The organism is Streptomyces sp. NPDC047081 (genome assembly GCF_040643775.1).
Classification (GTDB): Bacteria; Actinomycetota; Actinomycetes; order Streptomycetales; family Streptomycetaceae; genus Streptomyces.
This window is the reverse complement of sequence record NZ_JBEYUY010000008.1, coordinates 351,751-377,165: the sequence shown is the minus strand read 5'-3', so window position 1 is coordinate 377,165 and position 25,415 is coordinate 351,751. Positions and strand designations below refer to the sequence as shown.

The 25,415-nt window shown below is 69.8% G+C and carries 20 protein-coding genes; 14 read left to right on the top strand and 6 right to left on the bottom strand.

Translation table 11 applies throughout. From position 1 onward, the window contains the following. Nucleotides 1-237: 237 nt before the first annotated feature. The 6 genes from ftsZ (at nt 238) to ABZ848_RS18585 (ending at nt 5,232) form a co-directional block, all read left to right on the top strand. Entirely contained in the window at nt 238-1,434 is a 1,197-nt protein-coding gene (gene ftsZ / locus ABZ848_RS18610) for a cell division protein FtsZ (RefSeq protein WP_242761004.1), read from the top strand. After that, on the top strand, nt 1,431-2,162 hold the full coding sequence (gene pgeF / locus ABZ848_RS18605; protein ID WP_360832836.1) for a peptidoglycan editing factor PgeF: 732 nt from the start codon (nt 1,431-1,433) through the stop codon (nt 2,160-2,162). The genes ftsZ and pgeF overlap by 4 nt, the downstream gene beginning before the upstream one ends. A 5-nt stretch (nt 2,163-2,167) precedes the next feature. Continuing rightward, nucleotides 2,168-2,887, top strand: a complete 720-nt coding sequence (locus ABZ848_RS18600; protein WP_360832833.1) for a YggS family pyridoxal phosphate-dependent enzyme — start codon at nt 2,168-2,170, stop codon at nt 2,885-2,887. A 129-nt stretch (nt 2,888-3,016) separates the two neighbouring features. After that, a complete protein-coding gene (gene sepF / locus ABZ848_RS18595; protein ID WP_360832830.1) occupies nt 3,017-3,658 on the top strand; it encodes a cell division protein SepF in 642 nt (213 codons plus the stop codon). A 72-nt stretch (nt 3,659-3,730) separates the two neighbouring features. Further along, nucleotides 3,731-4,015, top strand: coding sequence for a YggT family protein (locus tag ABZ848_RS18590; RefSeq protein WP_007448661.1), 285 nt, complete (start codon nt 3,731-3,733; stop codon nt 4,013-4,015). Nucleotides 4,016-4,068: 53 nt separating this feature from the next. Next, nucleotides 4,069-5,232: a DivIVA domain-containing protein gene (locus tag ABZ848_RS18585; protein WP_360832826.1), complete on the top strand. Its 1,164-nt coding sequence runs from the start codon at nt 4,069-4,071 to the stop codon at nt 5,230-5,232. A 197-nt stretch (nt 5,233-5,429) separates the two neighbouring features. On the opposite strand, the gene ileS is transcribed toward ABZ848_RS18585, so the two are convergent. Continuing rightward, the gene (gene ileS, locus ABZ848_RS18580) at nt 5,430-8,567 is read right to left on the bottom strand and encodes an isoleucine--tRNA ligase (RefSeq protein WP_360832823.1); all 3,138 of its coding nucleotides are present in this window, start codon (nt 8,565-8,567) and stop codon (nt 5,430-5,432) included. Between the two features lie 591 nt (nt 8,568-9,158). Between ileS and ABZ848_RS18575 the strand changes: the two genes are divergently transcribed. The 6 genes from ABZ848_RS18575 (at nt 9,159) to ABZ848_RS18550 (ending at nt 14,977) form a co-directional block, all read left to right on the top strand. Further along, nucleotides 9,159-10,322: a TraR/DksA family transcriptional regulator gene (locus ABZ848_RS18575; protein ID WP_360832820.1), complete on the top strand. Its 1,164-nt coding sequence runs from the start codon at nt 9,159-9,161 to the stop codon at nt 10,320-10,322. Between the two features lie 61 nt (nt 10,323-10,383). Beyond that, on the top strand, nt 10,384-10,959 hold the full coding sequence (gene lspA, locus ABZ848_RS18570; protein WP_360832817.1) for a signal peptidase II: 576 nt from the start codon (nt 10,384-10,386) through the stop codon (nt 10,957-10,959). 91 nt (nt 10,960-11,050) lie between these two features. Then, a complete protein-coding gene (locus tag ABZ848_RS18565; protein WP_360832814.1) occupies nt 11,051-11,995 on the top strand; it encodes an RluA family pseudouridine synthase in 945 nt (314 codons plus the stop codon). Then, complete coding sequence (locus ABZ848_RS18560; protein WP_360832811.1) at nt 11,992-12,462, top strand: GNAT family N-acetyltransferase; 471 nt, start codon at nt 11,992-11,994, stop codon at nt 12,460-12,462. The genes ABZ848_RS18565 and ABZ848_RS18560 overlap by 4 nt, the downstream gene beginning before the upstream one ends. Before the next feature lie 87 nt (nt 12,463-12,549). Then, on the top strand, nt 12,550-14,136 hold the full coding sequence (locus tag ABZ848_RS18555) for a Na+/H+ antiporter (protein ID WP_360832808.1): 1,587 nt from the start codon (nt 12,550-12,552) through the stop codon (nt 14,134-14,136). A 100-nt stretch (nt 14,137-14,236) separates the two neighbouring features. Beyond that, nucleotides 14,237-14,977: an SDR family oxidoreductase gene (locus ABZ848_RS18550; RefSeq protein WP_360832805.1), complete on the top strand. Its 741-nt coding sequence runs from the start codon at nt 14,237-14,239 to the stop codon at nt 14,975-14,977. 23 nt (nt 14,978-15,000) lie between these two features. On the opposite strand, the gene ABZ848_RS18545 is transcribed toward ABZ848_RS18550, so the two are convergent. Further along, nucleotides 15,001-16,143 (bottom strand): mechanosensitive ion channel domain-containing protein, encoded by a 1,143-nt coding sequence (locus ABZ848_RS18545; protein WP_360832802.1) that lies wholly within the window; start codon nt 16,141-16,143, stop codon nt 15,001-15,003. A gap of 94 nt (nt 16,144-16,237) precedes the next feature. On the opposite strand from ABZ848_RS18545, the gene ABZ848_RS18540 reads away from it, so the two are divergent. Then, complete coding sequence (locus ABZ848_RS18540) at nt 16,238-16,807, top strand: dienelactone hydrolase family protein (protein WP_360832799.1); 570 nt, start codon at nt 16,238-16,240, stop codon at nt 16,805-16,807. Nucleotide 16,808: 1 nt separating this feature from the next. On the opposite strand, the gene ABZ848_RS18535 is transcribed toward ABZ848_RS18540, so the two are convergent. The 4 genes from ABZ848_RS18535 to ABZ848_RS18520 form a co-directional block, all read right to left on the bottom strand. Further along, nucleotides 16,809-18,491, bottom strand: coding sequence for an alkaline phosphatase D family protein (locus ABZ848_RS18535; protein WP_360832796.1), 1,683 nt, complete (start codon nt 18,489-18,491; stop codon nt 16,809-16,811). 80 nt (nt 18,492-18,571) lie between these two features. After that, nucleotides 18,572-19,414, bottom strand: coding sequence for a thioredoxin domain-containing protein (locus tag ABZ848_RS18530; RefSeq protein WP_360832793.1), 843 nt, complete (start codon nt 19,412-19,414; stop codon nt 18,572-18,574). Between the two features lie 97 nt (nt 19,415-19,511). Continuing rightward, nucleotides 19,512-20,213, bottom strand: a complete 702-nt coding sequence (locus ABZ848_RS18525; RefSeq protein WP_360832790.1) for a hypothetical protein — start codon at nt 20,211-20,213, stop codon at nt 19,512-19,514. A gap of 67 nt (nt 20,214-20,280) precedes the next feature. After that, the gene (locus ABZ848_RS18520) at nt 20,281-21,630 is read right to left on the bottom strand and encodes a DUF2252 domain-containing protein (protein ID WP_360832787.1); all 1,350 of its coding nucleotides are present in this window, start codon (nt 21,628-21,630) and stop codon (nt 20,281-20,283) included. A 204-nt stretch (nt 21,631-21,834) separates the two neighbouring features. On the opposite strand from ABZ848_RS18520, the gene dnaE reads away from it, so the two are divergent. Then, nucleotides 21,835-25,374, top strand: a complete 3,540-nt coding sequence (gene dnaE, locus ABZ848_RS18515; protein WP_360832784.1) for a DNA polymerase III subunit alpha — start codon at nt 21,835-21,837, stop codon at nt 25,372-25,374. Nucleotides 25,375-25,415 lie beyond the last annotated feature (41 nt).

Genomic DNA, 25,415 nt, shown 5'->3' with positions numbered 1-25,415 from the left:
ACGGCTGATCACATAGGGTGAAAAGAAAAACGGGAGGTTCGGCGTGTTCGTTGAACGCGCGCCACTTGTCGACTTAGTGTCCTGTTCAGAAGACTTCAAGGAACAGACACACTGGTAACCCTAAACTTCAACGTTAGGGTTCGGGTCGGCGCTACGGACCGTCCCATTCGGCATCCGTCGTCGGATCGCATGACCCGCGATACGGCGACACGTAACTCGAGGCGAGAGGCCTTCGACGTGGCAGCACCGCAGAACTACCTCGCAGTCATCAAAGTCATCGGTGTCGGCGGCGGTGGTGTCAATGCCATCAACCGGATGATCGAGGTCGGTCTCAAGGGCGTCGAGTTCATCGCCATCAACACCGACGCGCAGGCGCTGTTGATGAGCGACGCCGACGTCAAGCTCGACGTCGGCCGCGAACTGACGCGCGGACTCGGCGCCGGAGCCAACCCGGCCGTGGGCCGCAAGGCCGCCGAGGACCACCGCGAGGAGATCGAGGAGGTCCTCAAGGGGGCCGACATGGTCTTCGTGACGGCCGGTGAAGGCGGCGGCACCGGCACCGGCGGCGCGCCCGTCGTGGCCAACATCGCCCGCTCCCTGGGCGCCCTCACCATCGGCGTGGTCACCCGCCCGTTCACCTTCGAGGGCCGGCGCCGCGCCAACCAGGCCGAGGACGGCATCGCGGAGCTCCGCGAAGAGGTCGACACCCTCATCGTCATCCCGAACGACCGGCTGCTGTCCATCTCGGACCGCCAGGTCTCGGTGCTCGACGCCTTCAAGTCCGCCGACCAGGTGCTGCTCTCCGGTGTCCAGGGCATCACCGACCTGATCACCACGCCGGGCCTCATCAACCTCGACTTCGCCGACGTGAAGTCCGTGATGTCCGAGGCCGGTTCGGCCCTCATGGGCATCGGCTCGGCCCGCGGCGACGACCGCGCGGTGGCGGCGGCCGAGATGGCGATCTCCTCGCCGCTCCTCGAAGCCTCCATCGACGGCGCCCGCGGCGTCCTGCTCTCCATCTCCGGCGGCTCCGACCTCGGCCTGTTCGAGATCAACGAGGCCGCCCAGCTGGTCAGCGAGGCCGCCCACCCCGAGGCCAACATCATCTTCGGCGCGGTCATCGACGACGCCCTCGGCGACGAGGTCCGGGTCACGGTCATCGCGGCCGGCTTCGACGGCGGCCAGCCGCCGGCCCGCCGGGACACGGTCCTCGGTTCCTCCTCGGCCTCCGCCCGCCGCGACGAGCCGACTCCGGTACGGCAGCCCGAGTCCCGCCCGTCCTTCGGCTCGCTCGGCAGCGTCACGCCGAAGGAGGACCCGGAGCCCGCGCCCGAGCCGGCCGCCGACCTCCCGGTCGCCCCGCCGGTCCCGCCGTCCCGGTCCTACACGGACAGCGCGGCCGAGGAGCTGGACGTGCCGGACTTCCTGAAGTGATAGGACAGCGCGACACCGTGAGCGGCGCGCACTTCGCCTTCACCGACCGGTGGGGTGGGGTGAGCGCCGTTCCGTACGAGGAGCTCAACCTCGGCGGAGCGGTCGGCGACGACCCCGACGCCGTACGCGCCAATCGCGAGCTGGCGGCCAAGTCCCTCGGCCTCGAAGCCGCGGACGTGGTCTGGATGAACCAGGTGCACGGCAACGACGTCGCGGTGGTCGACGGGCCCTGGGCCCCCGGCGCCGAGATCCCGTCCGTCGACGCGATCGTGACCGCCCGCCGCGGACTCGCCCTCGCCGTCCTCACCGCCGACTGCACACCCGTCCTGCTCGCCGACCCGGTCGCCGGTGTCGTCGCCGCGGCCCACGCGGGCCGGCCCGGCATGGTCGTCGGCGTCGTCCCGGCCGCGCTACGCGCGATGACCGAACTCGGCGCGGACCCGGCCCGGATCGTCGCCCGCACCGGGCCCGCGGTCTGCGGCCGGTGCTACGAGGTGCCGGAGGCGATGCGGGCCGATGTGAGCGCCGTGGAACCGGCGGCGTACTCCGAGACGAGTTGGGGTACGCCCGCGGTCGACGTGACCGCCGGGGTGCACGCGCAGCTCGGACGGCTCGGGGTGCGCGACCGGGAGCAGTCCCCGGTGTGCACGCTGGAGTCGGGCGATCACTTCTCGTACCGCCGCGATCGCACCACGGGGCGACTCGCGGGATATGTCTGGCTGGACTGAGGGGCATGACGGACCGTAAGGACGAACTCGCCGAAAACCTGGCGAAGGTGGAGCGTCGGATCGCCGACGCGTGCGCGGCCGCCGGCCGGGGGCGCGAGGAGGTGACCCTGATCGTGGTCACCAAGACCTATCCGGCGAGCGATGTGCGGATCCTGTCGGAGCTCGGTGTTCGGCACGTGGCCGAGAACCGGGACCAGGACGCCGCCCCGAAGGCCGCCGAATGCGCGGATCTGCCGCTGACTTGGCACTTCGTCGGTCAGTTGCAGACCAACAAGGTTCGTTCCGTGGCCGGTTATGCCGATATGGTGCAGTCCGTCGACCGGGCCCGGCTGGTCACGGCGCTCTCCAAGGAAGCGGAGCGGCAGGGGCGGGAGCTCGGCTGTCTGGTCCAGGTCGCACTCGACGCGGAGGCGAGCGGCCGCGGGGAGCGCGGAGGCGTGGGGCCCGGCGGAATCGAAGAGTTGGCCGAACTCGTGGCCGCTGCACCGGGGCTGCGGCTGGCGGGTCTGATGACCGTCGCGCCACTCACCGGCGAGTACGCGGGACGTGAACTGGCGGCGTTCGAGCGGTTGATGGATTTGTCGACCGACCTGCGCCGAATCCATCCGGCTGCGAACATGGTCTCGGCAGGGATGAGTGCGGACCTCGAACAGGCCGTGGCGGCCGGAGCGACACATGTGCGCGTCGGCACCGCGGTACTCGGAGTCCGCCCGAGGCTCGGGTAACGTCGCCAGGAAGTCGGACCACAGCAGAAAATATGGTCAATGCCGCCGAAAGGCGGGCGTAACGACCTCGTGGATCGCGGGCACTTGGCAGTCGTCAGCCGATCCACCACAGAGCGGAGGACTCAGAGCATGGCCGGCGCGATGCGCAAGATGGCGGTCTACCTCGGCCTCGTGGAGGACGATGGGTACGACGGCCGGGGATTCGACCCCGATGACGACTTCGAGCCCGAACTCGACCCGGAGCCGGAGCGGGACCATCGACGGCACGAGCCGTCGCACCAGTCGCACGTCGCACATCAGTCCCAAAGGGACGAAGAGGTACGAGTCGTGCAGCCGCCCGCTCCGCGCGAACCGGTCGCCCGTTCCGCTTCGCTACCCGCGGAATCCGGCCGTCCGGCGCGCATCGCGCCCGTGGCGTCCATCACACAAGAACGCGCAAGCCTGGAGAAGAACGCACCGGTGATCATGCCCAAGGTCGTGTCGGAACGAGAGCCTTACCGGATCACCACACTGCACCCGCGGACCTACAACGAGGCCCGTACCATCGGGGAACACTTCCGTGAGGGCACCCCGGTGATCATGAATCTGACTGAGATGGATGACACAGATGCGAAGCGACTTGTCGACTTTGCGGCCGGTTTGGTGTTTGGTCTTCACGGCAGCATCGAGCGGGTGACCCAGAAGGTGTTCCTGTTGTCTCCTGCTAACGTCGATGTCACGGCGGAGGACAAGGCCCGTATCGCAGAGGGCGGGTTCTTCAACCAGAGCTGAGACGCACGACCGGAAACAGCAGTACAAGTAGTACCGAGCAGCACGGAAACAGGGGAGAGGGAAGCACCAGCAATGAGCGTGGTCCTGGATGTCGTCTACATCGCGCTGATGTGCTTCCTCATCGTGCTCATCTTCCGGTTGGTCATGGACTACGTCTTCCAGTTCGCCCGCTCATGGCAGCCCGGCAAGGCGATGGTGGTCGTTCTGGAGGCCACCTACACTGTCACCGACCCACCGCTCAAGCTTCTGCGGCGGTTCATCCCGCCGCTGCGCCTCGGGGGCGTGGCGCTCGACCTGTCCTTCTTCGTACTGATGATCATCGTCTACATCCTGATCTCGATCGTGAGCCGGCTGTGACCGATGTGACCTACCGTCTTGCCGAATGCCGACGACTACGTTGAGGTGAAGAGATGCCGTTGACCCCCGAGGACGTGCGGAACAAGCAGTTCACGACCGTCCGCCTCCGAGAAGGCTATGACGAGGACGAGGTCGATGCCTTCCTCGATGAGGTCGAAGCCGAACTGACCCGCCTGCTCCGCGAGAACGAGGACCTGCGCGCCAAACTGGCCGCGGCCACGCGCGCTGCTGCCCAGAACCAGCAGAACATGCGCAAGCCCCCGGAGGGTCCCGGCGGTCCCGGTCCGCAGGACCAGGGGCAGGGCATGCCCCAGCAGGGGATGCGCGGTCCGGGCGCCCCCGTGCCGGCCGGCATATCGGGCCCGCCGCAGCAGCAGATGGGCGGCCCCATGGGCGGCCCGCCCCAGCTGCCGAGCGGTGCGCCGCAGCTGCCCGCCGGTCCCGGTGGACAGGGCGGCCCGCAGGGTCCCGGCCCGATGGGCCAGGGTCCGATGGGTCCCGGCCCCATGGGCCAGGGCCAGATGGGCGGCCCCATGGGCCAGCCCCCCATGCAGCAGCAGATGGGCGGCCCGATGGGTGGCCCCATGGGCGGTCCGATGGGCGGCCCCGGTCAGGGTCCCGGTGGCGACAGCGCCGCCCGCGTCCTCTCGCTCGCCCAGCAGACCGCCGACCAGGCGATCGCCGAGGCCCGTTCCGAGGCCAACAAGATCGTCGGCGAGGCGCGTTCGCGTGCCGAGGGTCTCGAGCGTGACGCCCGTGCCAAGGCCGACGCCCTGGAGCGGGACGCGCAGGAGAAGCACCGCGTCGCGATGGGCTCCCTGGAGTCCGCCCGCGCCACGCTGGAGCGCAAGGTCGAGGACCTGCGTGGCTTCGAGCGCGAGTACCGCACCCGCCTGAAGTCCTACCTGGAGTCGCAGCTGCGTCAGCTGGAGACCCAGGCCGACGACTCGCTGGCTCCGCCGCGCACCCCGGCCACGGCCTCCCTGCCGCCGTCCCCGGCGCCCTCGATGGCTCCGGCCGGCGCGAGCGCCCCGTCCTACGGCGGCAACCAGGGCATGGGCGCGCCGAGCCCCGCTGCTCCGTCCTACGGCGGCCAGCAGCAGATGTCCCCGGCGATGACCCAGCCGATGGCCCCGGTCCGCCCGCAGGGCCCCGGCCCGATGGGCCAGGCTCCCTCGCCGATGCGCGGGTTCCTGATCGACGAGGACGACAACTGACGGCCGCGGCACGGTAGGTAGTACGCCGTAGGCGTCGGCAGCGTTCAAAGGGGCGGGCCCCGGACTTTCGTCCGGGGCCCGCCCCTTTTACGCGGGTTGCCTGGTCCCACCTAAGGGGCGCGGGGCTGTATCTATTTGCGGCTCCGCCGCGTGCGCGCGACCAGCCCCCACGCACCCGCAGTCGCCAATGGCGAGGATCACACCTTCCGAAGGCGGAAAGTCAGAGACAGCCCCTCGTCGGTGAACGGCTCGCCATACGAGTCATCCGCCTCACCCTGGCCGAAGTCCGTCGACAGGACCTCGTCGGCGATCAACCCCGCATGCTCGCTCAGCGCCGCGATCACCGCAGGATCGGTCGACACCCACCGCAACGCGATCCGGTCGGCCACATCCAACCCGCTGTTCTTACGGGCCTCCTGGATCAGCCGGATCGCATCCCGGGCGAGCCCGGCCTGCCGCAGCTCCTCCGTGATCTCCAGGTCCAGGGCGACCGTCGCACCGGAGTCCGAGGCCACCGACCACCCCTCACGCGGCGTCTCTGTGATGATCACCTCATCGGGAGCGAGGCTGATCGTCTCACCGTCGACCTCCACCGACGCCGTACCCTCACGCAGGGCCAGCGACAGCGCGGCCGCGTCCGCGTCCGCGACCGCCTTGGCCACATCCTGTACGCGCTTGCCGAACCGCTTGCCCAGCGCGCGGAAGTTGGCCTTCGCGGTGGTGTCGACCAGGCTGCCGCCGACCTCGGAGAGGGACGCGAGCGAGCTCACGTTCAGCTCCTCCGTGATCTGCGCGTGCAGTTCACGGTCGAGGGTGTCGAAGCCGGTCGCCGCGATGAGCGCACGGGACAGCGGCTGACGCGTCTTCACGCCCGACTCCGCGCGCGTGGCACGGCCGAGCTCGACGAGACGGCGGACGAGGACCATCTGCCGCGACAACTCGGGGTCGATGGCGGAGAGGTCCGCCTCCGGCCACGAGGACAGGTGGACCGACTCCGGGGCGCCCGGGGTCACCGGCACGACCAGGTCCTGCCAGACCCGCTCGGCGATGAACGGGGTCAGCGGGGCCATCAGCTTGGTGACCGTCTCGACGACCTCGTGCAGGGTGCGCAGTGCCGCCTTGTCGCCCTGCCAGAAGCGGCGACGGGAGCGGCGGACGTACCAGTTGGACAGGTCGTCGACGAACGCCGACAGGAGCTTGCCGGCGCGCTGGGTGTCGTACGCCTCCAGAGCCTGTGTCACCTGGTCGGTGAGCGCGTGGAGTTCGGACAGCAGCCAGCGGTCCAGGACCGGGCGGTCGGCCGGGGCCGGGTCCGCCGCGCTGGGCGCCCAGTCGGAGGTGCGGGCGTACAGGGCCTGGAAGGCGACCGTGTTCCAGTACGTGAGGAGCGTCTTGCGGACGACCTCCTGGATGGTGCCGTGGCCCACCCGGCGGGCCGCCCACGGCGAACCGCCGGCCGCCATGAACCAGCGCACCGCGTCCGCCCCGTGGCGGTCCATCAGCGGGATCGGCTCCAGGGTGTTACCCAGGTGCTTGGACATCTTGCGGCCGTCCTCGGCGAGGATGTGGCCCAGGCAGACCACGTTCTCGTACGAGGACTTGTCGAAGACCAGCGTGCCGACCGCCATCAGCGTGTAGAACCAGCCGCGGGTCTGGTCGATCGCCTCGGAGATGAACTGTGACGGGTAGCGGCTCTCGAACAGCTCCTTGTTCTTGTGCGGGTAGCCCCACTGCGCGAACGGCATCGAACCCGAGTCGTACCAGGCGTCGATGACCTCCGGCACGCGCGTGGCCGTCTTGGCGCACTTCGGGCAGTCGAAGGTGACGTCGTCGATGTACGGGCGGTGCGGGTCGAGTTCGGACTGGTCCGTGCCGGTCAGCTCGGTGAGCTCCGCGCGGGAGCCGACGACCGTGAGGTGGTCGTCCTCGCAGCGCCAGATCGGCAGCGGGGTGCCCCAGTAGCGGTTGCGGGACAGCGCCCAATCGATGTTGTTGTTCAGCCAGTCGCCGTACCGGCCGTGCTTGACCGTGTCCGGGAACCAGTTGGTGTTCTCGTTCTCCTGGAGGAGGCGGTCCTTGACGGCCGTGGTGCGGATGTACCAGGAGGGCTGCGCGTAGTAGAGGAGCGCGGTGTGGCAGCGCCAGCAGTGCGGGTAGCTGTGCTCGTACGGGATGTGCTTGAAGAGGAGGCCGCGCTGCTGGAGGTCCTCGGTGAGCTTTTCGTCCGCCTTCTTGAAGAAGACGCCGCCGACCAGCGGGACGTCCTCCTCGAAGGTGCCGTCCGGGCGCACCGGGTTCACGACGGGCAGGCCGTAGGCGCGGCAGACCTTGAGGTCGTCCTCACCGAAGGCGGGGGACTGGTGGACCAGACCCGTGCCGTCCTCGGTCGTGACGTATTCCGCGTTGACGACGAAATGGGCCGGTTCCGGGAACTCCACGAGCTCGAACGGTCGTTGATACGTCCAGCGCTCCATTTCGGCGCCGGTGAAGGACTGGCCGGTGGTCTCCCAGCCCTCGCCGAGGGACTTGGCGACGAGCGGCTCGGCGACGACGAGCTTCTCCTCGCCGTTCGTCGCCACGACGTAGGTGACGTCGGGGTGCGCGGCGACCGCCGTGTTGGAGACCAGCGTCCAAGGGGTCGTCGTCCAGACCAGGAGCGCGGCTTCGCCGGCGAGCGGACCGGAGGTGAGGGGGAAACGGACGTACACGGACGGGTCGACGACCGTCTCGTAGCCCTGCGCCAGCTCGTGGTCGGAGAGGCCGGTGCCGCAGCGCGGGCACCAGGGGGCGACGCGGTGGTCCTGGACCAGCAGGCCCTTGTTGAAGATCTCCTTGAGCGACCACCAGACCGACTCGATGTACTCGGGGTCCATCGTGCGGTACGCGTCGTCGAGGTCGGTCCAGTAACCCATGCGGGTCGTGAGCGCCTCGAAGGCGTCCGTGTGCCGGGTCACCGACTCGCGGCACTTCGCGTTGAACTCCGCGATGCCGTACGCCTCGATGTCCTGCTTGCCGGAGAAGCCGAGCTCCTTCTCGACCGCGAGCTCCACCGGGAGGCCGTGGCAGTCCCAGCCGGCCTTGCGGGCCACGTGATAGCCACGCATGGTGCGGAAGCGGGGGAAGACGTCCTTGAAGACGCGTGCCTCGATGTGGTGGGCGCCGGGCATGCCGTTGGCGGTGGGCGGGCCCTCGTAGAACACCCATTCGGGGCGGCCCTCGGACTGCTCCAGGGTCTTGGCGAAGATCTTCTGCTCGCGCCAGAAGTCGAGCACCGCGTGCTCGAGCGCGGGCAGGTCGACCTGGGCGGGCACCTGGCGGTACGTCGGCGTTGTCATCAGCGAGCTTCCTCCGGCGGACTTGCTGCCTTCCGTCCGGAGGGACGAGAGCTGTCTTCTGTACGCCGCTTTCGGCGCGCTCCCGCGGTACCACCCTCCTTGGCCCCCCGATGCGCCGTGCGCTCCGGTGAGCCCCCTCATTGGGGTCGCGATGCCGGGTCTACTTGCCCTCTCAGGCGTTCTTCCGGCGGCTCCGGGGTGATCTTCACGTCGCGCTCGCCCCCGGGCTTCCACCGTCCCCGGGTCGCTCTGGGCTGCGTACGCCGCTACTCGTCCCCATCCACGCTTCTCGCTCCGCCCAGTGTACGGCGCCGCGCGGACAGCGGCCGACCGGTTTTCGGCGCCCCGGGGGACCGGGCGCGGTCGGCGCGGAGATGACCCGAATGGAGCGGTACGCGTGTTCGGATTCTGGGACGGGGTGTCCGGCGGATTATGCCGCGGGGAGCTGGGCACAACGGATGCAGGCTTGCGTCGCGGCATGCGTGAGCCGGGCGAATCGGGCGGTGTGCCCCGTTGCCGCGGGGCTGAAGTCGATTTATCGTCCCAGCACGATTCGCGTGCAAGATCACAATATGTGAAGGGGCCGCGGCCATGGTGGCGAAGAAGACCGCCGTACAGCATTCGGCGTCGGGCAGGTCCACGCAGGCCTCGGGCGGTGCGGCCAAGGACGTGAGCGGGAAGAAGAGCGCGCAGGGAGGGGCCTCGGCGCAAGGGAAGAAGGCGGCCGGAGCGGTGAAGCGGGTGCGGGGGGCCGTCGAGGAGGACGGGCCGGAGAGACCTGCCGGTACGAAGAAGGCCGTGGCCGGCAAGAAGGCGGCGACGAAGAAGACGGCCGCCAAGAAGACGGCCGCCAAGAAGGTGGCCGCCAAGAAGGTGGCCGCCAAGAAGGTGGCCGCGAAGGAGACGGCGGCCACGGGGACAGTGGCCGCGGGGACGGTTGCGAAGAGGACCGCGGCCAAGGAGACGGCCGCGAAGAAGACGGCGGTCGGCAAGAAAGCGGCGGTCGGCAAGAAAGCGGCGGCGAAGAAGACGGCGGCGGCCGGGAAGGCGGCGGAGGCGAAGGTCCCCGTGAAGAAGGCCCCGGCCAAGAAGGCGGCGGCCAAGAAGGTCGCTGCGAAGAAGGTGGCTGTGAAGGGGACGGCGGCCGAGGAGACGGTCGCGGAGAAGGCGGTCGCCGCACAGGCCCCGGCCGGGAAGAGCGCGGCCAAGAAGAGCAAGAGCACGGCCAAGAAGGCGGGCGCGGCGCAGGCCGCGGAGCAGACGGGAGCCACGACGGTGGTTGCGAAGAAGACTCCTGGCACGGCCACGGCGGCGAAGACCGCCGTACCCAAGGCTCGGGTCGCCGCGGCGGTGGAGCCCGGCGAGCTCGCCGTGCGCCCCGGTGAGGACCCCTGGACCCCGGAGGAGGTCGAGGAGGCGCGGGCCGAGCTGCAGTCCGAGGTGCTGCGGCTGCGCGCCGAGATCACGTCCTCCGAGGACGCGCTGCAGGGCCTGATGCGGGACTCCGGGGACGGCGCGGGCGACGACCAGGCGGACACCGGCACCAAGAACATCACGCGCGAGCACGAGCTCGCCCTCGCGGCCAACGCGCGCGAGATGCTCACCCAGACCGAGCACGCCCTGGTGCGGCTCGACGAGGGCACGTACGGCCTGTGCGAGAACTGCGGCAACCCGATCGGCAAGGCCAGGATGCAGGCGTTCCCGCGGGCCACCCTGTGTGTGGAGTGCAAGCAGAAGCAGGAACGCCGGTACTGAGGGCGTACACGCGCGTGCCGTACCCTCGTGCTCAGTCAGGTACCTAGGTTGAGGGACTCACGTGGCAGAGGCGGAGCGCATCATCGGTACGCCGGATACCCCGGAGGCGGCGGGGGCCGAGCCGGAGCAGGTCGCGGCGGCAGGGCCCAGGGGCAAGCGCCGGATCGCCGTGCTGTTCGCGGTGGCCGCGTTCGCGTACCTGCTCGACCTGGGCAGCAAGCTGCTCGTGGTCGCCAAGCTGGAGCACCACGAGCCGATCGAGATCATCGGGGACTGGCTGAAGTTCGAGGCGATCCGCAACGCCGGCGCGGCCTTCGGCTTCGGGGAGGCCTTCACCGTGATCTTCACGGTGATCGCGGCGGCCGTGATCGTGGTGATCGCGCGGCTCGCCCGCAAGCTGTACAGCCTGCCCTGGGCGATCGCGCTCGGCCTGCTGCTCGGCGGTGCGCTGGGCAACCTCACCGACCGGATCTTCCGCTCGCCGGGCGTCTTCGAGGGCGCGGTGGTCGACTTCATCGCCCCGAAGGGCTTCGCGGTCTTCAACCTGGCCGACTCGGCGATCGTGTGCGGCGGCATCCTGATCGTGCTGCTGTCCTTCAAGGGGCTCGACCCGGACGGCACCGTCCACAAGGACTGAGCCCGCGGTTCCGGCCGATCGCGGTTTTCCACAGACCGGGTTTTCCACAGGCTTGTTCGGGGCCCTCGGCGGTGTCCGTCATACTCGACGGGTGAGCACGATTCCCGAGATCCGTACCCTGCCCGTGCCCGACGGCCTGGAGGGCGAGCGCGTCGACGCCGCCATCTCCCGTATGTTCGGCTTCTCCCGTACCAAGGCCGCGGAGCTTGCCGCGGCGGGGAAGGTCACGGTCGACGGCTCGGTGGTCGGGAAGTCCGAGCGGGTGCAGGGCGGCGCCTGGCTCGAGGTCGAGATGCCGCAGGCGCCCGCGCCCGTGCAGGTCGTCGCGGAGCCCGTCGAGGGCATGGAGATCGTGTACGACGACGATGACGTGGTCGTGATCGTCAAGCCGGTCGGCGTCGCCGCGCACCCCAGCCCCGGCTGGACCGGGCCGACCGTCATCGGCGGGCTGGCCGCCGCCGGCTACCGGATCTCCACCTCCGGTGCCGCCGAGCGCCAGGGCATCGTGCACCGGCTCGACGTCGGCACCTCCGGGCTGATGGCGGTCGCGAAGTCGGAGCGCGCGTACACCTCGCTGAAGCGGCAGTTCAAGGAGCGCACGGTCGACAAGCGCTACCACACGCTCGTGCAGGGCCACCCGGACCCGACCAGCGGCACCATCGACGCGCCCATCGGCCGCCACCCCAACCACGACTACAAGTGGGCGGTCACGGCCGACGGCAAGCCCTCCGTCACGCACTACGACCTCATCGAGGCCTTCCGCGCCGCCTCGCTGCTGGACGTGAAGCTGGAGACCGGCCGCACCCACCAGATCCGCGTCCACATGGCCGCCCACCGCCACCCCTGCGTCGGCGACCTCACCTACGGCGCCGACCCGACGCTCGCCAAGCGGCTGAAGCTGACCCGCCAGTGGCTGCACGCCGTCCGCCTCGGCTTCGAGCACCCCGGGGACGGGCAGTGGGTGGAGTTCGAGAGCGACTACCCGGCCGACCTGCAGAAGGCGCTGGACCAGGTCCGCGAGGAGACGTACGGATGAGCACGCGCGCGTACGCGGTGCGCATCGCCGAGGACCCGGCCGACCTGGAGGCCTGCTTCGCCGTACGCAAGGAGGTCTTCGTCGGCGAGCAGGGGGTGCCCGAGGATCTGGAGTACGACGAGTTCGACGCCGTGGCGGTGCATGTGCTGGCCGTGCGGGAGGACGGGACGCCGCTCGGGACCGGGCGGCTGCTGCATGGCGCGGTGGCCGCGGCGAAGGTCGGCGGGGACCTGACGGTGGGTTCGCTCGGGCGGCTCGCGGTGGCCCAGGAGGCGCGGGGCCTCGGGGTAGGCGTGGCGCTCGTGCGGGCCATCGAGGACGCGGCACGCGCGCGTGGGCTCATGGCAGTGGACCTGCACGCGCAGACGCATGCGCTGGGGTTCTACGAGCGGCTGGGGTACGAGGCGTACGGGCCGGAGTACCCGGAGGCGGGGATACCGCACCGGGCGATGCGGCGCGCCCTGTAGCCGAGGCCCGCGAGAGCGCTGGTGAGATCGAGGGCGTGGCAGGCTTGAGGCCTGCCTCGCGTACGTCGATCTCCCGGAGTGCTGAGCGTGGATCAGTTGGCCCTGCTGTTCGTGCTGTTGCTCGGGGCCGTGGTGAGTGTCCCGGTCGGAGACCGGTTCGGGCTGCCGGCGCCCGTGCTGATGACCCTGCTCGGGATCGTGCTCGCGGTCGCCGACTTCGTGCCCAACGTCAATGTCCCGCCGGATCTGATCCTGCCCCTGCTGCTGCCGCCCCTGCTGTACGCGGCGGTACGGCGGACCTCCTGGCGCCAGTTCGCGGCGAACCGTCGGCCGATCTTCCTGCTGGCCGTGGCCCTCGTCTTCGTCACCACCCTCTGCGTGGCCGTCGTCGCCAACGCGATCGTGCCGGGGCTGCCCGTGGCCGCCGCCGTCGCGCTCGGTGCGCTGGTCGCGCCGCCCGACCCGGTCGCCGCGACCGCCGTCGCCGGCCAACTCGGGCTGCCGCGCCGGCTGGTGTCCATCCTGGAGGGCGAGGGCCTGTTCAACGACGTGACGGCCATCGTGCTGTACCACGTCGCCGTCGCCGCGGCCGTCAGCGGCGAGTTCCACGCCGGGCGCGCCGCCCTCGACCTCGTGCTGTCCGCCGTCGTCGCCGTCGCCGTGGGTGTCGCCCTCGGCTGGGGCGCCAACCGGCTGCTCGACCTGCTGGGCGACGCGACGCTGCAGGTCGGCCTGACCCTGCTCGTGCCGTACGCCTCCTACGTCCTCGCGGAGGAGCTGCACGGCTCCGGTGTGCTCGCCGTGCTCACCACCGCGCTGTTCATCGCCGAGTACGCCACCGACCCCGACGACGTGCTGACCAGGCTCGCCGGGCACACCTTCTGGGACATCGTCGACACCCTCGTCACGGGCGTCGCGTTCGGGCTGATCGGCCTGGAGCTGCACAACGCCATCCGTACGGCGTCCGGGCGGTGGGGCGAGATGCTCGGCTGGGCTGCGGCCGTGCTCGGTGTGGTCGTGCTCGTACGGCTGGCGTGGCTGCTGCCGGCGACCTGGCTGACCAAGCGGCTGCACGCCAAACGCGACCACGACGAGGACATCCCGATGAGCTGGCGGGAGACCGTCGTCATGTGGTGGTCGGGGATGCGGGGCGTGGCCTCGGTCGCACTGGCGCTGGCGATTCCCCTGAAGACGGACGACGGTTCGGCCTTTCCCGACCGGGACGAGATCGTGTTCGTCGCGTTCGGCGTGATCATGGGCACGCTGGTGCTGCAGGGGTTGACGCTGCCGTGGCTGGTGAAACGGCTCGGGGTGCAGGCCGACACCGAGCGCGAGAAGGCCTTCGAGAAGGAACTCGCCGTGCGCGCGGCCAAGGCCGCCAAGCGCAGGCTCCGGGAGATCGAGAAGGCCGAGGAGCTGCCGGAGGAACTGTCCGAGCAGATGCTGCGGCGGGCCTTCGAGATCGGGGTGCGGATCAGCCCGGAGATGGGGGAGGAGGAGCGGCGGGAGGCGCACGACATGCGGGTGCGGCGGCTGAAGCGGATGCGGCGGATCCAGGGGGAGTTGCTGAGTGCGGCGCGGCATGAGGTGCTGGCGGCGCGGAGTGAGGCGGGGGCGGATCCTGAGATCGTGGACCGGGTGCTTCGGCATCTTGATGTGCGTAGTTTGAGGTGATCTCTCACCCGCGCACCGCCCGTTTCCAGTTGGCTGGAAATCGGGGCTCTCCCGTGGGGCCTGAGCGCCGTCGGCGGCTTTCGGTGCCTAGGGTTGAATCATGGCTCGTAATGTTGTGATCAGTGGTGGTGGTACGGGGATCGGGCTCGCGGCCGCGCAGGTGTTCGCCGCGGACGGGGATCGGGTGCTGTTGCTCGGGCGGCGGCGCGAGGTGCTGGAGAAGGCCGGGGTGCCGGGGGCGTTGACCTATGCGGCCGACTTGAGCGACCCGGTCGGCGTGCGCGGGGTCGTCGACCTCGTCGCCCATGAGTTCGGGGCCGTGGACGTGTTGATCCACAGTGCCGGTGGGACCGGGCAGTTGGAGCCGGCGGCCGCGAGCGACGACCCGCTCGATCGGGTGCTGCACAACTGGACCGTCAACTTCAGGCTCAACACCCTCACCGCCGCCCTGCTCACCGAGGGGCTCAAGGACCGGCTCGCCTCGCCGGGCGGGCGGGTGCTGTTCGTCAGCTCCATCGCCGCGTACCGGGGGTCCGGGAGCGGGGCGTACGCGGGGGCCAAGGCCGCGTTGCATCCGTACGCCCATGATCTGGCGCGGGAGTTGGGGCCGCGCGGGATCACCGCGAACGTGGTCGCGCCCGGGTACATCGAGGACACCGAGTTCTTCGGGCCCGCGATCGACCCGGCCCGGCGCGAGCGGCTCATCGGCGACACCTTGGACCAGCGCGCCGGCACCCCCGGCGACGTGGCCGCGACCCTGCACTGGCTCGCCTCACCGGGGGCGGGGCACGTCACCTCGCAGGTCGTCCAGGTCAACGGGGGCGCCGAGCGCGGGCATTGAGGCCCACGCCGGGGCGTACGGTTTCAGCCACGCCCCGTCCGAGGCGGCTCGTGGGCCCGGCGGGCCACCGCTCCGTCCGGGTCGGGGCGGGGGACGTTGCCGTCCGTGGAGGCGGTGGGGGACGGCCAGCCGGGGGGCAGGGTCGCGTCGGCCGTGTTGACCCGCGGGAGGGCGTACGGGTGCTCCCTGCAGAGCCAGCCGATCATCCGCTCGCGCACCGTGACCCGTACCGTCCACACGTCGTCCGCGTCCTTGGCGGTCACCAGGGCGCGGACCTGGAGGGTGTTCGGCGTCGAGTCGGTGACGGCGAGGCCGTAGTCCCGGCCGTCCCAGGCCGGGCACTCGCGCAGGATGTCACGGAGCTTCTCGCGCATCGCCTCGATCGGCGCGGAGTGGTCCAGGTGCCAGTAGACGATGCCGGTCATCTGCGGGGTGCCGCGAGACCAGTTCTCGAACGGCTTGGATGTGAAGTACGACACCGGCATGGTGATCCGGCGCTCGTCCCAGGTCCGCACGGTCAGGAAGGTGAGCGTGATCTCTTCGACCGTGCCCCACTCGCCGTCCACCACCACCGTGTCGCCGAGGCGCACCATGTCGCCGAAGGCGATCTGCAGCCCGGCGAACATGTTGGCGAGGGTGGACTGGGCGGCGACACCGGCGACGATGCCCAGGATGCCGGCCGAGGCCAGCAGCGAGGCGCCGGCCGCGCGCATCGCCGGGAAGGTCAGCAGCATCGCGGCGACCGCCACCACACCGACGATCGCCGTCACCACGCGCATGATCAGGGTCACCTGGGTGCGCACCCGGCGGACCCGGGCGGCGTCGTGATGGGCGCGCGCGTAACGGGTGTACGTCGACTCGACGATCGCCGCCGCGATGCTCACCACCAGCCAGGCCGTGGCCCCGATCAGCACCAGGGTCAGCGTCTGGCCGACGGCGGCGCTGTGCTCCCGCGTCAGCTTGGCCTGGTCGTAGGAGCCTCTGAGCATCGCCGAGCACAGCACGAGTTGGTAGGGCACGCGGCCGCGGCGCAGCAGACCCCACAACGGGGTCTCGCCGTGCCGTTCGTCGGCCTTGCGCAGCAGCAGATCGGTGACCCAGCCGATGATCAGCGTGAGCACCACCGAGCCACCGATCACGATCAGCGGGCGGAGTACGTTCTCCATGCCTTCGAACGTAACCGGCGACGGGCGGTCATGAACATGGGGGCCTGTTTACGGTGCGCCGGGCGTTGTCGGTCCCGGCTGGCACCATGGCCTCATGAACATCGTGCTCTTTCACTCGGCCTATGGGCTCAGGCCCGCGGTGCGCGAGGCCGCGGACCGGCTGCGCGCCGCCGGACACGAGGTGTGGACCCCGGACCTCTTCGAGGGGCGTACGTTCGAGACGGTCGAGGAGGGCATGGCCGCCAAGGACGACATCGGCAAGGACGAGCTGCTCAAGAGAGCCGTGCTGGCCGCCGCACCCTACTCGGAGCGGGGGCTCGTCTACGCCGGGTTCTCGCTCGGCGCGTCCATCGCGCAGACCCTCGCGCTCGGCGACGAGCGGGCCCGCGGGCTGCTGCTCCTGCACGGCACCTCGGACATCGCGGCCAGTGCGTCGGTGGACGAACTGCCGGTCCAGCTGCACGTGGCCGAGCCGGACCCGTTCGAGACCGACGACTGGCTGAGCGCCTGGTACCTCCAGATGGGCAGAGCGGGCGCGGACGTGGAGATCTACAGATACGCCGGCGCGGGCCACATCTACACCGACCCCGGCCTGCCGGACTACGACGAGGAGGCCGCCGAGGCCACCTGGCGGGTGGCGCTCGGCTTCCTCGAAACCCTGTGACCTACACCGGGTCGTACGTCCGCTCGACCTTCTGCGTGCCGGTGCGGGTGCGGTAAGAACGCTCCCAGGACGAGCTCGCGTTCTTGTCGGTGCGGTCGGACAGGACGTAGTAGTCCATCTGCGCCCGGTCCGCCGTGATGTCCAGGACGCCGTAGCCGTGGCGGTCGGTGTCGACCCAGTGGACGTGCCGGTTGGCGGCCCTGATGATCGGCGAGGCGATCGCGGAGACGGTGCCCTCGGGGACCTTCACGATGTCGTCGAGGTTGTCGGAGGTCACCGAGGTGATGACGAACTCCGTGGCGGCCGAGGCCGACAGGGGGTAGGTGCCGGCGTCCACCGGGACGTCGTTGGCCCACGACATGTGGATGTCACCGGTCAGGAAGACGGTGTTGCCGATGGCGTTCGAGCGCAGATGGGCGAGGAGTTCGCGCCGGTCGTCGGTGTAGCCGTCCCACTGGTCGGTGTTGAGGGCCAGGCCCTCCTGCGGCAGGCCGAGCAGCTTGGCGAGCGGCTTCAGCAGGTCCGCGGAGAGCGAGCCGATGGCGAACGGCGCGATCATCACCGAGTTGCCGACCAGCCGCCAGGTGGTGTCGGAGGCCTTCAACCCGGCCTTCAGCCAGTCGAGTTGGGCCCGCCCGGTGATCGTGCGGTCCGGGTCGTCGACCGAGCCGGAACCGGTGGAGGCCTGCTGCGAGCGGAAGGACCGCAGATCGAGCAGCGACAGGTCGGCGAGTTTGCCGAAGCGCAGCCGGCGATAGGTGGTGCCCGCGATCGCCGGACGCACCGGCATCCACTCGAAGTAGGCCTGCTTGGCGGCCGCCTTGCGGTCGGTCCAGGTGCCCTCGGCGCCCTCGGTGTGGTTGACCGCGCCGCCGGACCAGGCGTTGTCGGCGAACTCGTGGTCGTCCCAGATCGCCACGACCGGCGCCTTGTGGTGCAGGGCCTGAAGATCCGGGTCGGTCTTGTACTTGCCGTGCCGGGTGCGGTAGTCGGCGAGCGTGATGATCTCGTTCGCCGGCGCGTGCGGGCGCACGACCGTGCCGCGGGCCGCGTACTCCCCGGACTTGTACTCGTAGATGTAGTCGCCGAGGTGCAGCCAGGCGTCCAGGTCGTTACGGGCCGCGAGATGGCGGTACGACGCGAAGTAGCCGGCCTCCCAGTTGGCGCAGGAGACCACGCCGAAGCGCAGGCCGGACACCGAGGCGTCGGCCGCCGGCGCGGTGCGGGTGCGCGCCACCGGGGAGTCGGTCGGGCCGGCCGAGAAGCGGAACCAGTAGTCGGTGGCCGGCTGCAGGCCCCGTATGTCCGCCTTCACGGTGTGGTCGGAGGCGGCGCTCGCCGTGGTGGAGCCCTTGGCGACGATGTTCGTCAGCGCCTTGTCCTTGGCGACGACCCAGCTCACCTCGGTGTCCGGGCCGAGCCCGGAGCCGGGCACCGCCTCGGCGGTGGGCGTCACCCGGGTCCACAGCAGGATGCCGTCGGGCAGCGGGTCGCCGGAGGCGACACCGTGCAGGAAGGCGGGGGCGTCCGCGGCGGCGCGGGCCGGCAGCGCGGCGGCCAGCGGGCCGGCCAGCACAGCGGTCGCCGCCGCGGCCTTGACGACCGTACGGCGGCGAGGAGTAAGCGAGTTGGCGCCCTCGGACAGCGAGCCGGCGCTCCCGGGTGCTCTGTATCGACTGGTCACGAGCGCTCAGGTTACTGGCCGGTAAGCGCTTGAGCGGGCGAACTCGCAAAAGTTCGCCCGCTCTTCTACTGCACGTCGGTTCAGGCCTTGAGGGCCGCGTCCACCACCTGGTTGAACTGGGCCACGGTCATGGGCGGGTTGCCCTGGCTGTCGGCCGTGAGAATCTTGCCGTTCATGACGAAGCTCGGGGTGCCGGTGACGCCGTCCTTGTTGGTGTCCCAGGTCTTCGACATGGCGAGCGCCCAGGCGTCGTACTTGCCGCTCTTGACGGCGTTCTGGAAGGCCGTGTTGTCCTTCAGGGCGGGCACGGTCTGGGCGACCTTGATGAGGTAGTCGTCGCTCTTGAACTTGTCGTCGGACTCGTCCGGGTGCCACTTCTTCGAGTACAGCGCGGTCTTGTACTCCAGGAACGCCTCGTCGCTGACGTTCAGCGCGGCGCCCATGGCGGCCATCGCGCTCTTGGAGCCCTCGCCGCGCGAGCCGATCTGGCCCTTGCCGAGCGCGTCGCCGTCGAGGAAGGTGCCGCCGATGTACTGGATCTTGAACTTGCCGTCGTCGATGTCCTTCTTGACGGTCGCTCCGACGACCTGCTCGAACTGCGCGCAGATCGGGCAGCGCGGGTCCTCGTACACCTTGAGGGTCTTCTTGGCGCTCGCCTTGCCGATGATGACGGTCGTGCCGTTCGTGCCCGTGGTGTTGGCCGGGGCGACGACCTTCTCGTCCTTCACGGCCTCCCAGTGGCTGGGCTTGTTGGCCTGGACGACGGCGTAGCCTATGCCGCCGGCCGCCGCGAGGACCGCGACGACCGAGGCGGCGACGATGATCTGCCGCTTGACCTTGGCCTTCTTGGCCTGGCGCTCGCGCTCGGCGCGCAGCCGCTCGCGGGCCGCCGTCTTCGCCGCCGCGCTGTTCCGCTTGCTCATGTTGGTGATCTCCATATGGGACGCGCACACGTCGTACGCGGGATACGTGTGGGGGAGTGCTGGTGCTCAGTGCTCTGGAGCGCTCTTCGGATGCTGTTCAGACGAGAGCGACCGGGCACGGCGGGCCACGCCGTCCCAGGGAGTGCGCGAGGAGCAAGTCGCGGACGACCGAGGCGCGCGGGCCGGGGCGCCGCGCCGGCCGGGCCTCCGGAGCCGTCCGTACCGTCACCGCGGCGACCGCGAGCAGCAGCGGCCGGAACGTCGTCGCGGCGACCGCCCGCAGCAGCTGGGCCAGCGCCCGCTCGCCGCGGCGCAGCCAGGCGGCGGCGACCAGGCCGACGCCGACGTGGGCGCCGAGCAGCAGCCAGGCGGTGGCCGGGTCGGCGTGGGCCAGCAGGGCCGCGAGGCGGTCGGTGCCGGTGCCCGTCACGTCCGTCACCCGGACCAGCGGGGTGCCGACCTGGGTGTTGCTGCCGCACAGCAGGTCCCAGCCGACGGAGCGCAGGGGGCCCGCGACCGGGCCGCCCGCGGCGCCGTAACAGACGTGCTGGCCGGTGGTGAAGACCGTGTCGGCGGCCAGCTCCAGCGGGATCAGCAGGGCGGCGATGGGTCCGAAGCCGCGCTCGCGCCCGGCCAGCGCGTAGGCGAGCACGAACACGGCGGCGGCGACCGCGGCCACCGTGTTCAGCGGCAGCGGGACCCGCGACAGCAGCACGTGCGACGCGGTGCTGAGCGTCACGACCAGTGTCGTGAACAGCGCCGCGCGAAGCGCTCTGATGCGGGTCCCGGATATGTCCATGGCGTGGAGAGTCTGTCATGGGGTCCTGTAAGGGACCCCTAAAACCTCCCTGTGAGATTACGGACTGTTAGAGACCCGGAATCCGGCCGTTGCGGAACAGGTCCACGAAGATCTGGTGGTCGGCACGCGCGCGTGCGCCGTAGTCGTGCGCGAAGCTCACCAGGAGGTCCGCGAAACCGTCCTCGTCGGCGGCGATCGCCGCGTCGATGGCCCGCTCGGTGGAGAACGGCACCAGGGACTCGCCCGAGGTGTCGTCGGCCGCCGCGTGCATGGTGGCGGTGGCCCGTCCGAGGTCGGCGACGACGGCCGCGATCTCCTCCGGGTCGTCGATGTCGCCCCAGTCCAGGTCCACCGCGTACGGCGAGACCTCGGCGACCAGCTGGCCCACCCCGCCCAGCTCGGTCCAGCCCAGCCACGGGTCGGCGTGCGCCTGCAGGGCGCGCTGGGAGATCACCGTGCGGTGGCCCTCGTGCTGGAAGTACCCCGCGATCGCCGGGTCGGTGATGTGCCGGGAGACGGCCGGGGTCTGGGCCTGCTTGATGTAGATCACGACGTCGTTCTCCAGGGCGTCGCTGTGGCCCTCCAGCAGGATGTTGTACGACGGCAGCCCGGCCGAACCGATGCCGATGCCGCGCCGGCCGACGACGTCCTTCACGCGGTACGAGTCCGGGCGGGCCAGGGAGGTCTCCGGCAGCGTCTCCAGGTAGCCGTCGAAGGCGGCCAGCACCTTGTAGCGGGTGGCCGCGTCCAGCTCGATGGAGCCGCCGCCCGGGGCGAAGCGGCGCTCGAAGTCGCGGATCTCCGTCATCGAGTCGAGCAGCTCGAAGCGGGTCAGCGAGCGGGCGGCGCGCAGCGCGCCGAGCAGCGGTCCCTCGGCGGTGTCCAGCGTGAACGGCGGCACCTCGTCGCTCTTGGCGCCGGTCGCCAGCGCGTGCACCCGCTCGCGGTACGCGCCCGCGTACACCCGCACCAGCTCGCTGATCTGCTCGTCGCTGAGCGCCTTCGCGTACCCGATGAGCGCCACGGAGGCGGAGAAGCGCTTCAGGTCCCAGGTGAAGGGGCCGACGTAGGCCTCGTCGAAGTCGTTGACGTTGAAGACCAGGCGGCCGTTGGAGTCCATGTACGTGCCGAAGTTCTCCGCGTGCAGGTCGCCGTGGATCCACACGCGCGAGGTGCGCTCGTCGAGGTACGGACCGCTGAATATCCTCCCACCACCCCGCCCGGCGTTCTCCGCGTCGAGGTCGTGGTAGAAGAGGCACGCCGTGCCCCGGTAGAACGCGAACGCGGAGGCCGCCATCTTGCGGAACTTCACGCGGAACGCGGCCGGGTCGGCGGCCAGGAGCCGGCCGAAGGCGGTGTCGAAGACGGCGAGGATCTCCTCGCCGCGCTGCTCGTCGTTGAGCCGGGGTACCGACATCGCGGGGTGCCTCCTGGTACATGGATGTGTACGACAGCGTTTCTGTCGTTTCCAACGTGCGACGGATCGCGGAAGTGCCCGCGATCCCGCTGTGAAGGTACGCGGGGCAGCCGTCGGATTGTCAGTCCCCAGGCATAGACTTCGACGCTGACCCCAGGACTGTCCGCCAGCCCGTCGCCGCGCGTTTCCCTTGGAGGCCCCACCGTGTCAAAGCCGCCGTTCACGCACCTGCACGTCCACACCCAGTACTCGCTGCTGGACGGTGCCGCGCGGCTCAAGGACATGTTCAACGCGTGCAACGAGATGGGCATGACCCACATCGCCATGTCCGACCACGGCAACCTCCACGGGGCGTACGACTTCTTCCACACCGCGCAGAAGGCCGGGGTCACCCCGATCATCGGGATCGAGGCGTACGTCGCCCCCGAGTCCCGGCGCAACAAGCGCAAGATCCAGTGGGGCCAGCCGCACCAGAAGCGGGACGATGTGTCCGGTTCCGGTGGTTACACCCACAAGACGATGTGGGCCGTGAACAACACCGGCCTGCACAACCTCTTCCGGCTCTCCTCGGACGCGTACGCCGAGGGCTGGCTGCAGAAGTGGCCCCGGATGGACAAGGAGACCATCTCCCAGTGGTCCGAGGGGATCGTCGCCTCCACCGGCTGCCCCTCCGGCGAGCTCCAGACCCGGCTGCGCCTCGGCCAGTACGACGAGGCACTGAAGGCCGCCGCCGACTACCAGGACATCTTCGGCAAGGACCGCTACTTCCTGGAGCTGATGGACCACGGCATCGAGATCGAGCACCGGGTCCGCGACGGCCTCCTGGAGATCGGCAAGAAGCTCGGCATCCCGCCCCTGGTCACCAACGACTCGCACTACACGTACGCGCACGAGGCGACCGCCCACGACGCCCTGCTGTGCATCCAGACCGGCAAGAACCTCTCCGACCCCGACCGCTTCAAGTTCGACGGCACCGGCTACTACCTGAAGTCCACGGACGAGATGTACGCCGTGGACTCCTCGGACGCCTGGCAGGAGGGCTGCCGCAACACCCTCCTGGTGGCCGAGATGGTCGACACCACGGGCATGTTCGAGAAGCGCGACCTGATGCCCAAGTTCGACATCCCCGAGGGCTACACCGAGGTCACCTGGTTCAAGGAGGAGGTCCGCCGCGGCATGGAGCGCCGCTTCCCCGGCGGCATCCCCGAGGACCGCCAGAAGCAGGCCGACTACGAGATGGACGTCATCATCCAGATGGGGTTCCCGGGCTACTTCCTCGTGGTCGCCGACTTCATCATGTGGGCCAAGAACAACGGCATCGCGGTCGGCCCCGGCCGAGGCTCCGCGGCCGGCTCGATCGTCGCCTACGCCATGGGCATCACCGACCTCGACCCGATCCCGCACGGCCTGATCTTCGAGCGGTTCCTCAACCCCGAGCGCGTCTCCATGCCCGACGTCGACATCGACTTCGACGAGCGTAGGCGCGTCGAGGTGATCAGGTACGTGACGGAGAAATACGGCGCCGACAAGGTCGCCATGATCGGCACGTACGGCAAGATCAAGGCGAAGAACGCCATCAAGGACTCCGCGCGCGTACTGGGCTACCCGTACGCGATGGGCGACCGCCTCACCAAGGCGATGCCCGCCGACGTCCTCGGCAAGGGCATCGACCTCGACGGCATCACCAACCCCTCCCACCCGCGCTACAACGAGGCGGGCGAGATCCGGGCGATGTACGAGAACGAGCCGGACGTGAAGAAGGTCATCGACACCGCCAAGGGCGTCGAGGGCCTGGTCCGGCAGATGGGTGTGCACGCGGCCGGCGTGATCATGTCCAGCGAGCCGATCGTCGACCACGCCCCGATCTGGGTGCGGCACACCGACGGCGTGACCATCACGCAGTGGGACTACCCGCAGTGCGAGTCGCTCGGCCTGCTGAAGATGGACTTCCTCGGCCTGCGCAACCTGACGATCATGGACGACGCCGTCAAGATGGTGAAGTCCAACAAGGGCATCGACCTCGACCTGCTGAGCCTCCCGCTCGACGATCCGAAGACCTTCGAACTCCTCCAGCGCGGCGACACCCTGGGCGTCTTCCAGTTCGACGGCGGCCCCATGCGCTCCCTGCTGCGCCTGATGAAGCCCGACAACTTCGAGGACATCTCCGCCGTTTCGGCGCTCTACCGTCCCGGCCCGATGGGCATGGACTCGCACACCAACTACGCGCTGCGCAAGAACAAGCTCCAGGAGATCACCCCGATCCACAAGGAGCTGGAGGAGCCCCTGGAAGAGGTCCTGGCCGTCACCTACGGCCTGATCGTCTACCAGGAGCAGGTGCAGAAGGCCGCCCAGATCATCGCCGGGTACTCGCTCGGCGAGGCCGACATCCTGCGCCGCGTGATGGGCAAGAAGAAGCCCGACGAACTGGCCAAGAACTTCACCATCTTCCAGGCCGGCGCCCGCAAGAACGGCTACAGCGACGAGGCCATCCAGGCCCTGTGGGACGTCCTGGTCCCCTTCGCCGGCTACGCGTTCAACAAGGCGCACTCCGCCGCGTACGGTCTGGTCTCGTACTGGACCGCCTACCTCAAGGCGAACCACCCCGCCGAGTACATGGCCGGTCTGCTCACCTCGGTCAAGGACGACAAGGACAAGTCGGCCGTCTACCTCAACGAGTGCCGGCGCATGGGCATCAAGGTGCTCCCGCCGAACGTCAACGAGTCGGTGCACAACTTCGCCGCCCAGGGCGACGACGTGATCCTCTTCGGCCTGGAGGCGGTGCGCAACGTCGGTACGAACGTGGTGGAGTCGATCATCAGGAGCCGCAAGGCCAAGGGCAAGTACGCCTCCTTCCCCGACTACCTCGACAAGGTCGAGGCGGTCGCGTGCAACAAGCGCACCACGGAGTCGCTGATCAAGGCGGGCGCCTTCGACTCCCTCGGACACACCCGCAAGGGCCTCACCGCGCACTTCGACACGATGATCGACAACGTGGTCGCGGTGAAGCGCAAGGAGGCAGAGGGGCAGTTCGACCTCTTCGGCGGGATGGGCGACGAGGACAGCAGCGAGCCCGGCTTCGGACTGGACGTCGAGTTCACCACCGAGGAGTGGGACAAGACCTATCTGCTCGCCCAGGAGCGGGAGATGCTCGGTCTGTACGTCTCCGACCACCCGCTGTTCGGCCTGGAGCACGTGCTCTCCGACAAGGCCGACGCGGGCATCGCCCAGCTCACCGGCGGCGAGCACGCGGACGGCGCGGTCGTCACCATCGGCGGCATCATCTCGGGCCTCCAGCGCAAGATGACCAAGCAGGGCAACGCCTGGGCGATCGCCACCGTCGAGGACCTCGCCGGCTCCATCGAGTGCATGTTCTTCCCGGCGACCTACCAGCTGGTGTCGACCCAACTCGTCGAGGACGCCGTGGTGTTCGTCAAGGGCCGCCTCGACAAGCGCGAGGACGTGCCCCGCCTTGTCGCGATGGAGCTCCAGGTCCCCGACCTCTCCAACGCGGGCACCAACGCGCCGGTGATCCTCACCATCCCGGCGCTGAAGGTCACCCCGCCGATGGTCAGCAGGCTCGGTGAGATCCTCAGCCACCACAAGGGCGAGAGCGAGGTCCGCATCAAGCTCCAGGGCCCGAGCAAGACGACGGTCCTGCGCCTCGACCGGCACCGAGTGAAGCCGGACCCGGCGCTCTTCGGTGACCTGAAGGTGCTGCTCGGACCGTCCTGCCTGGCGGGCTAGGCGTGAGCGTGAGAGGGCGCGTCCGTGCACGGACGCGCCCT